Here is an 8125-nt window from a genome sequence, read left to right on the forward strand (position 1 = left end):
TTTCGGGGAGAAGCTCCTTCCATCACCCCCTGCCACGAAGGACCAGCATGAAGATCAAGGACATCCGGGCCAGCGTGCACACCACCTCGATCGAGGTGCCGCTGCTGGAGGGCCGCGTCGCCGGGTACGGCAGAGCCGAGCAGAAGGAGTTCGTCTTCTGCGAGGTCGAGACCGACGAGGGCCTGACCGGCGTGGCCATCACCGGCCACTTCCTGGCCCGCTCCGTCGTCGCCGCCCTGGAACACCACTTCCTGCCCCTCGTCACCGGCCTCGACCCGCGGGAGGTCGAGGCCGTCCACCAGCGCGTCTGGCAGAAGCTCAACCCCCGGACGATGACCGGCGTGGTCTCCAGCGCCCTGTCCCTGCTGGACATCGCCCTGTGGGACATCGCCGGCAAGCACGAGGGCCGCCCGGTGGCCTCCCTGCTCGGCGGCGCCCGTACACAGTTGCCGGTGTATGTGACGTTCGGCTTCCCGCAGTACGACAGGGACCAGCTCGCCGAGGCCGCCCGTCTCCAGGTGGCGGCCGGGTTCACCGCGCTGAAGATGGTCGTCGGCGTGGACGGGGGCGGCTGGCGCGAGGACGCCCGCCGGATCCGGGCCGTGCGCGAGGCGGTGGGCGGCGACGTGGACCTCATGATCGACGCCAACTACCTGTTCACGCCCGCCGAGGCCAAGTACCTGGCCCGCGCCGTCGAGGACTGCGACCTGACCTGGTTCGAGGAACCGCTGCACCAGAACGACGCGCGCGCCCTGGCCGACCTGCGCGAGCACACCTCGATCCCGCTGGCCGCCGGGCAGATGGAAGGCCACCGCTGGCGCCTGCGCGAACTGGTCGAACGCCGCGCCGTGGACATCCTGCAGCCCAACCCCTGCTACTGCGGCGGCTTCACCGAGGCGCGCAAGGCCGCCCACCTGGCCCAGGTCTACAACCTGCCGATCGCGCACGGCGGCGGCTGGCCGCTGTTCAGCATGCACACCCTCGCGGGGATGATGAACGGCTGGATCCTCGAATGGCACCTCGGCATGGGCCAGGTCGGCCTGCAGTTGTTTCCCGGCTCGCCCGTGCCCGAGGCCGGGACGATCTCGCTGTCCGGCCGGCCGGGGCTCGGCCTCGACGTCGACCGCGGGGCGCTCCGCGAGACCCTGGTGCGCTAGCCATGCGGGCGTTGGCGCGTAACACCAGCATGCAGGTGCTCGTCGCGGCCGTCGCCGCCGCGATCTTCGGGTTGCTGTGGCCGGAGACCGGCGCCCAGCTCAAGCCCCTGGCCGACGTCTTTATCGCGCTCATCAAGCTGGTGATCGCGCCTGTGGTGTTCCTGGTGGTGGTCAGCGGCATCGTCTCGGCCGGCAACCTGAGGTCCGTCGGCAGGATCGCGCTGAAGGCGATCATCTACTTCGAGATCGTCACCACGCTCGGCATGCTCATCGGCCTGGCCGCCGTCAACCTCCTGCGGCCCGGCGCCGGGGTCGCCCCGCCCGCCGGCGCCTCGGAGGAGCTGACGGACTACGTCAAGGGCGGCACCGAGCGTACCTTCGCCGACTGGCTCACCCACATGATCCCCGACAACGCCGTCGGCTCGTTCGCCACCGGCGAGGTCCTCCAGGTGCTGATCTTCGCCGTGCTGTTCGCCCTGGCCCTGCTCGCCCTGCCGCCCGAGGTGGGCGAGCCGATCGCCCGCGGCTGCACGCGGCTGGCCGAGGTGTTCTTCAGCATGATCCGGTTCATCATGTACCTGGCGCCGATCGGCACCTTCGGCGCCGTCGCGTACACGGTCGGGAAATACGGCCCGGAGACCCTGACCGCGCTCATGAAGCTCGTCGGCGTCTCCGTCCTCGCGCTGGCCGTGTTCATGCTGGTCGTGCTGGTCCCGGTCTGCCGCATGGCCGGTTTCTCCTACCTGCGCCTGGTCCGCGCCCTGCGCCGCGAGCTGTACATCGTGCTCGGGACCTCCTCGTCGGAGTCGGTCATGCCGCAGCTCATGGCCCGCCTGGAAGAGTTCGGGTGCAAGCGCTCGGTGGTCGGGCTGGTCGTCCCGACCGGCTACTCCTTCAACCTCGACGGCGTCGCCGTCGTCATCCCCATCTGCGTCGTCTTCATCGGTCAGGTGTACGGCGTGCCGCTCGGCCTCGGCGACCAGCTCCTGCTGTTCCTGGTGTTCCTGGTGCTGTCCAAGGGCACCGCCGGGGTCACCGGGTCGGCGTTCGTGACGCTGGCCAACACCGTGGCGGCGGTGCGGCTGGTGCCCGTCGCCGGCCTCGCGCTGGTGCTTTCGGTCGACCGTTTCCTCTCCCTGATCAGGGCGGTCACGAACGTGCTCGGCAACGCCGTGGCCGCGGTGGTCGTGGCCCGGTGGGAGGACGGCGGCCTCGACCGCGAACTGTTCGAGAAGACCATCGGCGCCCCACGCAAGGAGAAGGCCCATGCCGCGGATCATCGCCGTCCGTGAGGCAACCATCCCGATCAGCTCGTCCATCGCCAACGCCTACATTCGGTTCGGCCGCATGGACTGCTCCGTCGTGGCGGTCGTCAGCGACGTCATCAGGAACGGCCGCCCGGTGACCGGCTACGGCTTCAGCTCCAACGGCCGCTACAGCGCGGGCGAGATCATCCGCCGCCGCGTCGCGCCGCGCCTGCTCGAAGCCGATCCGGACAGCCTGCTGACCGACGACGGCGTCACCTTCGACCCGGTCAAGGCGCTGCCCGTCATGACCGGCGACGAGAAGCCCGGCGGCCACGGCGAACGTTCCGTCGCGGTCGGCGTGCTCGACATGGCCCTGCACGATCTGGCCGCCAAGATCGAGGACAAGCCGCTGTACCGCTGGCTGTGCGAGCGCCACGCCCTCGGCGAGCCGGACGGCTCCGTCTTCGTCTACGCCGCCGGCGGCTACTACGCCCCCGGCAAGACGCTCAAGGACCTCCAGGCGGAGATGCGGCGCTTCCTCGGCCTCGGCTACACCACCGTCAAGATGAAGATCGGCGGCGCCTCCCTGCGGGAGGACCTGCGCCGCGTCGAGGCCGTCCTCGACGTCGTGGACGGCGCCCACCTCGCCGTGGACGCCAACGGCCGCTTCGACCTCGCCACCGCCCTGGCGTACGGCGCCGCCCTGGAGCCCTACGGCCTGGCCTGGTACGAGGAGCCCGGCGACCCGCTCGACTACGCCCTGCACGCCACCCTGGCCGAGCGGTACCCGGGGCCGCTGGCCACCGGCGAGAACCTCTTCTCCCTCCCCGACGCCCGCAACCTCCTGCGGCACGCCGGCATGCGCCCCGACCGCGACCTCATCCAGATCGACCCGGTCCTCAGTTACGGCCTGGCCGAATACCTGCGCATCCAGGCCATGCTCCGGCGGCACGGCTGGTCCGCCCGGCGCTGCGTCCCGCATGGCGGACACCAGTTCGCCCTGCACATCGCCGCCGCCCTGAAGCTCGGGGGCAACGAGTCCTACCCGGGCGAGTTCGAGCCCACGGGCGGCTTCGCCGACGACGCCGTGGTCGAGAACGGCCACCTCCGGCTACCCGACCTTCCGGGCATCGGCCTGGAGAACAAGGCGAACCTCCACCGGATCCTCCAATCCCTCCACCCCTGAAACCGGCACCCCCGGCCAAGGGACAAAACCGGAGACCGGCGCCCCTGTCGCACGCGACGTCGCGCCAAAGGCATCGAGCCGGGGAGACCGGCCCAAGGCAGCGGGCCGAACACCGGCCCGGCCACGGCACGAGGTCCCGGACCGAAGACCTGACCTCCCCGGGAAACCGGGCCGGAGGCCTTACCTTGCGCGGGGCATCGTGCCGGAGGCCTTGCCCGCCAAGGGCATTGGGGCGGGATCGGGGTGAGGGGTGCGCCGGTAACCGGCCGGCGGGGCGGGCGTCACGGCGGCCCGCCACGCGCGCCGGCCTGCCGTCTCCCTGAACGGAGGCCGGCCACGTGCGGCGGGTGGGGGTGGGCGCGGCTGGGCCGTAACGGATCATCGTGGTTTGACCGAACGTCACCGCAGCGACAGCCGCGGCCAGTCGGCGACGTCGCGGAGCAGTTGCCGGTCGTGGGTGGCCATGACCACGGCGGCGGCCGTCGCGTGGAGGGCCTGCGTGAGTTCCTCCACCAGCGCCATCGACAGGTGGTTGGTCGGCTCGTCCAGCAGGATCACCTGCGGGCGGGCCGCCAGCAGCAACGCCAGGTCCAGGCGGCGCTGCTGGCCGATCGACAGCTCCGACACCGGCCGGTGCGCGGCCTGCGACGGCAGCAGGCCCAGGCTCGACAGGCCCACCCGCTCCGCCTCCGCCAGCACGCCGGTGCTGACCAGCCGTGCCATCGCCGCGTCGAACACCTCATGGGCCGGCCGCCGCGACGGCTCCGGGGACTCCTGCGACAGCAGTCCCACCCGCCCGCCGCGCTGCACACAGCCCGCGCCGGGTTCGAGCCTCTGCGCGAGTACGGCCAGCAGCGTCGACTTGCCGGCGCCGTTCGGACCGGTCACCACGAGGCGGTCGCCCGCGCGCAGGTGCACCGACTGGGGCCCGCGCAGCCGCCCGGCCACCTCCACCCCGTCGGCGCGCAGCAGCGTCACGCCGGGCGGAGCGGGCAGCGGCGGCGCCTGGAAGCGCATCGGCGGCTTCGGCACGTCCAGTACCTGCGCCTCGAGCGCCTCCTGCCGCCGGTGTACGGCCCGCACCAGCGCGGGCGCCCGGGTGGCACGCGTGTGTTTGCCGGTGCCCTTCTCGGGACGCCAGCCGGTGCTGAGCCGGTTCTGCGCGGCCGACAGGTCGTCGGCCAGGCGCTGGCGTTCGCTCTGCTGGTCGCGGTAGTCGGACTCCCAGCGTTCGCGCTCGGCGGTGCGGCCCTCGCGGTAGCCCTCGTAGCCGCCGCCGTACGTACGGGGACGTCCGTCGCGGGTCGGGTCGAGGTCGAGCACGGTGGTGACGACGTCGCTGAGCAGCGCCCGGTCGTGGCTGACCAGCACCACGCCGCCCGGGTGCTCGCGCAGCCGGGCGGTCAGGTAGTCCAGGCCCGCCGCGTCGAGATGGTTGGTCGGCTCGTCGAGCAGCAGCAGGTCGTGCCCGGCGCCGAGCAGGCAGGCCAGCCGGATCCGGTAGCGCTGCCCGACCGAAAGCCCCGCCAGCGGCCGGGCACGGTCGTCGACCGCGCCGAGCGCGGCCAGCGAGACGTCCACGCGCCGGTCGGCCTCCCACGCGCCGATCGACTCGGCGTCGGCCAGCGCGCGTTCGTACTCCTGCTCGGCGCCCGGCCGCCCCTCGGCCAGCGCCTCCGTGGACTCCTCGAACGCCGCCAGGACCCGCCGTACCTCGGCGAGCTCCACGTCGATGAGGTCCCCAACGCTACGGTCGTCGCCGACGGGCATCTCCTGGTCGGCCACGCCGATGGTGCCGGCCCGGCTGACCTCGCCCGCGTCCGCGGCCAGAACCCCGGCCAGGACCTGCAGCAACGTGGTCTTGCCCCGGCCGTTCTCACCGACGACGCCCAGGCGTTCGCCCGGGGAGACGGTGAGGCTCACACCGACCAGAACCGGCCGCCCGCCACGCGTGACGCGAAGATCGGTGGCGCTCAGGTGGGCGCGGGCGCGCAGGGAAAGAGCGGTAGACACACTTCCTCCAAGAACGGGGCTCAGCCCCGTGAAAAGAAACGGACGGCGGATACGCCTCGCCGCGCCCGGGGCCACTCATGGGGGCCGCGTCGGGCGTAGTCGGGGGCTTGGCGCCGTCCCTCTTAGAGGAAGAAGTAATAGTGCATGTAATGAGCATATCGGACAGCCCGCAGGGGCCGCCCCTCATTTTCCGGTACGGCCGGCGAGGTCGGCGAAGACGACCACGTTGTCGGCGTACTCCCGCTTGACCGGGTCGAACGTGCCGCCGCAGGTGATCAGGCGAAGTTCCGGACGGTCGGTGTCGGTGTAGACGCGCTCGGACGGGAAGTGCCGCTTGGGAAAGGCCTCGACCGAGCGGACCCGGAACATCGCCGTCGAGGCGTCGGCCCGGATCACCTTGATCAACGCGTCGGGCCGGAGGGTGGCGACGCCGTGGAAGACGGCGGGGCCGGTGGTGGAGTCCACGTGACCGAACAGGGCAGCGGCACCCGGCTCGCCGGGCGCGGGTCCGTGCTTGTACCAGCTGACCAGATGCGCCTGACTGGCCTGCGGGACGCGGGCGGTGCCGTCCTTGTTGAGGCCGCGTGGGGTGATCCCGGCCTTGACCTTGAGCCCGGGAATCTCCAGGCGGACCGGGGCAGACCGCGACATGGGCGCGACAGCCGCCGAGTGGACCAGATCCCGAAGCCCCTCGAACACCTTCTCCAGCCCGGGCTTCCCCACCACCACAAGCACGACCCCGGCCAGCACAACCCCCACAGCCCCGGCCCTCACAAGCCCACCCTGTCCGCGGCCCCTCCCGGACCGAGCCCGCACCACACCGGTGTCACGGGGTTGTAGGGGTGGCGCATGTCAGCCCCTGCGGCGGTTGCGGCGGCGCATCGCGGCGACTCCGCCGAGCGCCAGCGCTCCGATTCCGGCCCACAGGAGAGCGCCTCCCGGGGCACCACGCTGCAGACCGGTCTCCTCCCCCTGATCTGCCTGAGCCGCATGGCCGGGCTGAGTGGCGTTGGCGGGCTGGGGTGCGGGGGCTGGGGCCGTACCGCCGAAGCCGGTGTATGCGCCGCCGTGTGGGCGGCCGCCCACCACCGTGAACGTGGCTCGGCTGGTGGGCTCGTCCTCGTCGTCGCAGTACCCGAAGACCGGCTGGCGGCCCCGCGGAGTGCCGATGGGTACGCGTACGTCGTCCTCGAACCGGCCGTCGCCCAGGTCGTCGATCGGGATCTCCCCGAACGAGGTGGGCCCGTCGATCATCCCCGACTCTGAATCGGGGTCGCACAGCAGCCGGACCGTCACCCATCCACCGGCCCGTACGGTCGACGGCCGCAGGCCCAGGTCCTCGTCGGCCCGTGCCGGGACCGCGGCCACCCCCAACGCCACGGTGATACCGGCCAAAGCGGCGGCGATCCCACGCATCTGCTGCCTCCAGCGGTGATCCACTTTCTATGACCACCTACCGCCGCAAGCCCCAACGTAAGACCCACCTTGGGACTACGGGGTGTAAATCTCCTGCACTCGGACGATCTTCCCCTTGTAGACGGTGATCAGAGCCGGACGCTCGTACTGCTTGGCCCGCTTGATCAGCACCGACTGCGAGCACCGCTTGTTGCCGAGTCCGGTGTTGCGGTCGACGGTCATGTTCCGCATGGACGCCTTGCATCCGAACGCCGACAGGAACACCACGTTCTTCGCGATCGGCGAGGCGTAGGCCCGCACGTCACCCTCGGGCGGCCCCACGAAGTAGCCCTCGGTCTGGGTGCCCTTCTTCCACTTGATCGGCTCGTATTCGGCCTTGACGCCGCTGACGTGGGTGATCCAGCCGCGCAGGATGCCGTCGCGCCGCGAGTGGACGCCCTTGGTGAAGTCGTGCCCGGGGTCCGCCTGGAAGGTGGTCCCGAAGATCTTGGGTGCCTTGAACTTGGGGATCGCCGTGAACGCGGCGGTCGCGGGCAGCGTGACCGTGCTCCGGGTACCGGCGTGGGCGGTGCTGACGAAGGAAAGGGTCAAGGCGGCCACTGCACCGCCGGCCAGGATGTATCGGGTCGAAGTCTTCACACGATCTACGATCCCCGCACACGCCCCCTGGTTCGCGCAGCACCACGTGACACACGTCACACCCCATCACCAGGAGACGGCGACTCCGCTGACCCCGGCTACCGGTGCACCCACCCGGCACGGCCGTACCCGAGAGGCGGGCGCCACTCGGAACCGGCGCCGAATCAGGGGCGAAGACCGACAGACAGGACACCGACGCGCGCGGCCGCCGGACGAGGCGCGGCTCGGAGCCGAAGGCGGGTGTGGGTAGAACCACAAGTCAGCCGCATACAAGAAGCGGCCGAGAGGCGCGGGCAGGAGCGGAAGGCGGGGTGGCGGATCGGGCGTGCGTGGGCGCCGCGGCGTTTTGCCGCGGCGCCCAGATACCGCTTCGGCCCCGCAAACCATGAGGCCCATGCCCCCCGTCGCGAAAAGGGGGTGGTGGCGGCGGGGATTTAGCCCGCCCGGCCCCGCGGCGGGGCGGTGGG

7 protein-coding genes are annotated in these 8125 nt (G+C 71.5%); 3 read left to right on the forward strand and 4 right to left on the reverse strand.

Annotated elements, in window-relative coordinates; all coding sequences use genetic code 11:
- Window positions 1-47 precede the first annotated feature (47 nt).
- Genes ACFWY5_RS48145 through ACFWY5_RS48155 form a run of 3 tightly spaced genes read left to right on the forward strand, consistent with a single transcriptional unit; the run spans window position 48 to window position 3590 of the window.
- Window positions 48-1157, forward strand: a complete 1110-nt coding sequence (locus ACFWY5_RS48145; RefSeq protein WP_379638924.1) for a mandelate racemase/muconate lactonizing enzyme family protein — start codon at window positions 48-50, stop codon at window positions 1155-1157.
- A gap of 2 nt (window positions 1158-1159) precedes the next feature.
- Window positions 1160-2449, forward strand: a complete 1290-nt coding sequence (locus ACFWY5_RS48150; protein ID WP_379623527.1) for a cation:dicarboxylate symporter family transporter — start codon at window positions 1160-1162, stop codon at window positions 2447-2449.
- On the forward strand, window positions 2424-3590 hold the full coding sequence (locus ACFWY5_RS48155) for a mandelate racemase/muconate lactonizing enzyme family protein (RefSeq protein WP_379638925.1): 1167 nt from the start codon (window positions 2424-2426) through the stop codon (window positions 3588-3590). Before ACFWY5_RS48150 ends, ACFWY5_RS48155 begins: the two co-directional genes overlap by 26 nt.
- A gap of 399 nt (window positions 3591-3989) precedes the next feature.
- Here ACFWY5_RS48155 and ACFWY5_RS48160 read toward each other — a convergent pair whose 3' ends face one another.
- The 4 genes from ACFWY5_RS48160 to ACFWY5_RS48175 all read right to left on the reverse strand — a co-directional run bounded on the left by ACFWY5_RS48160 (window position 3990) and on the right by ACFWY5_RS48175 (window position 7658).
- Window positions 3990-5603 (reverse strand): ATP-binding cassette domain-containing protein, encoded by a 1614-nt coding sequence (locus tag ACFWY5_RS48160; protein ID WP_379638926.1) that lies wholly within the window; start codon window positions 5601-5603, stop codon window positions 3990-3992.
- 183 nt (window positions 5604-5786) lie between these two features.
- Window positions 5787-6377 (reverse strand): class F sortase, encoded by a 591-nt coding sequence (locus ACFWY5_RS48165; protein WP_379638927.1) that lies wholly within the window; start codon window positions 6375-6377, stop codon window positions 5787-5789.
- Window positions 6378-6455: 78 nt separating this feature from the next.
- A complete protein-coding gene (locus tag ACFWY5_RS48170) occupies window positions 6456-7019 on the reverse strand; it encodes a hypothetical protein (RefSeq protein ID WP_379638928.1) in 564 nt (187 codons plus the stop codon).
- A 75-nt stretch (window positions 7020-7094) separates the two neighbouring features.
- On the reverse strand, window positions 7095-7658 hold the full coding sequence (locus ACFWY5_RS48175; RefSeq protein WP_379623517.1) for a hypothetical protein: 564 nt from the start codon (window positions 7656-7658) through the stop codon (window positions 7095-7097).
- Window positions 7659-8125 lie beyond the last annotated feature (467 nt).

This window comes from Nonomuraea sp. NPDC059007 (assembly GCF_042740555.1).
In the GTDB taxonomy this organism is placed as follows: Bacteria; Actinomycetota; Actinomycetes; order Streptosporangiales; family Streptosporangiaceae; genus Nonomuraea.

Coding starts and splice junctions, on each gene's coding strand:
- ACFWY5_RS48145 (WP_379638924.1), top strand. CDS start 48: ATGAAGATCAAGGACATCCGGGCCAGCGTGCACACCACCTCGATCGAG.
- ACFWY5_RS48170 (WP_379638928.1), bottom strand. CDS start 7,019: ATGCGTGGGATCGCCGCCGCTTTGGCCGGTATCACCGTGGCGTTGGGG.
- ACFWY5_RS48150 (WP_379623527.1), top strand. CDS start 1,160: ATGCGGGCGTTGGCGCGTAACACCAGCATGCAGGTGCTCGTCGCGGCC.
- ACFWY5_RS48155 (WP_379638925.1), top strand. CDS start 2,424: ATGCCGCGGATCATCGCCGTCCGTGAGGCAACCATCCCGATCAGCTCG.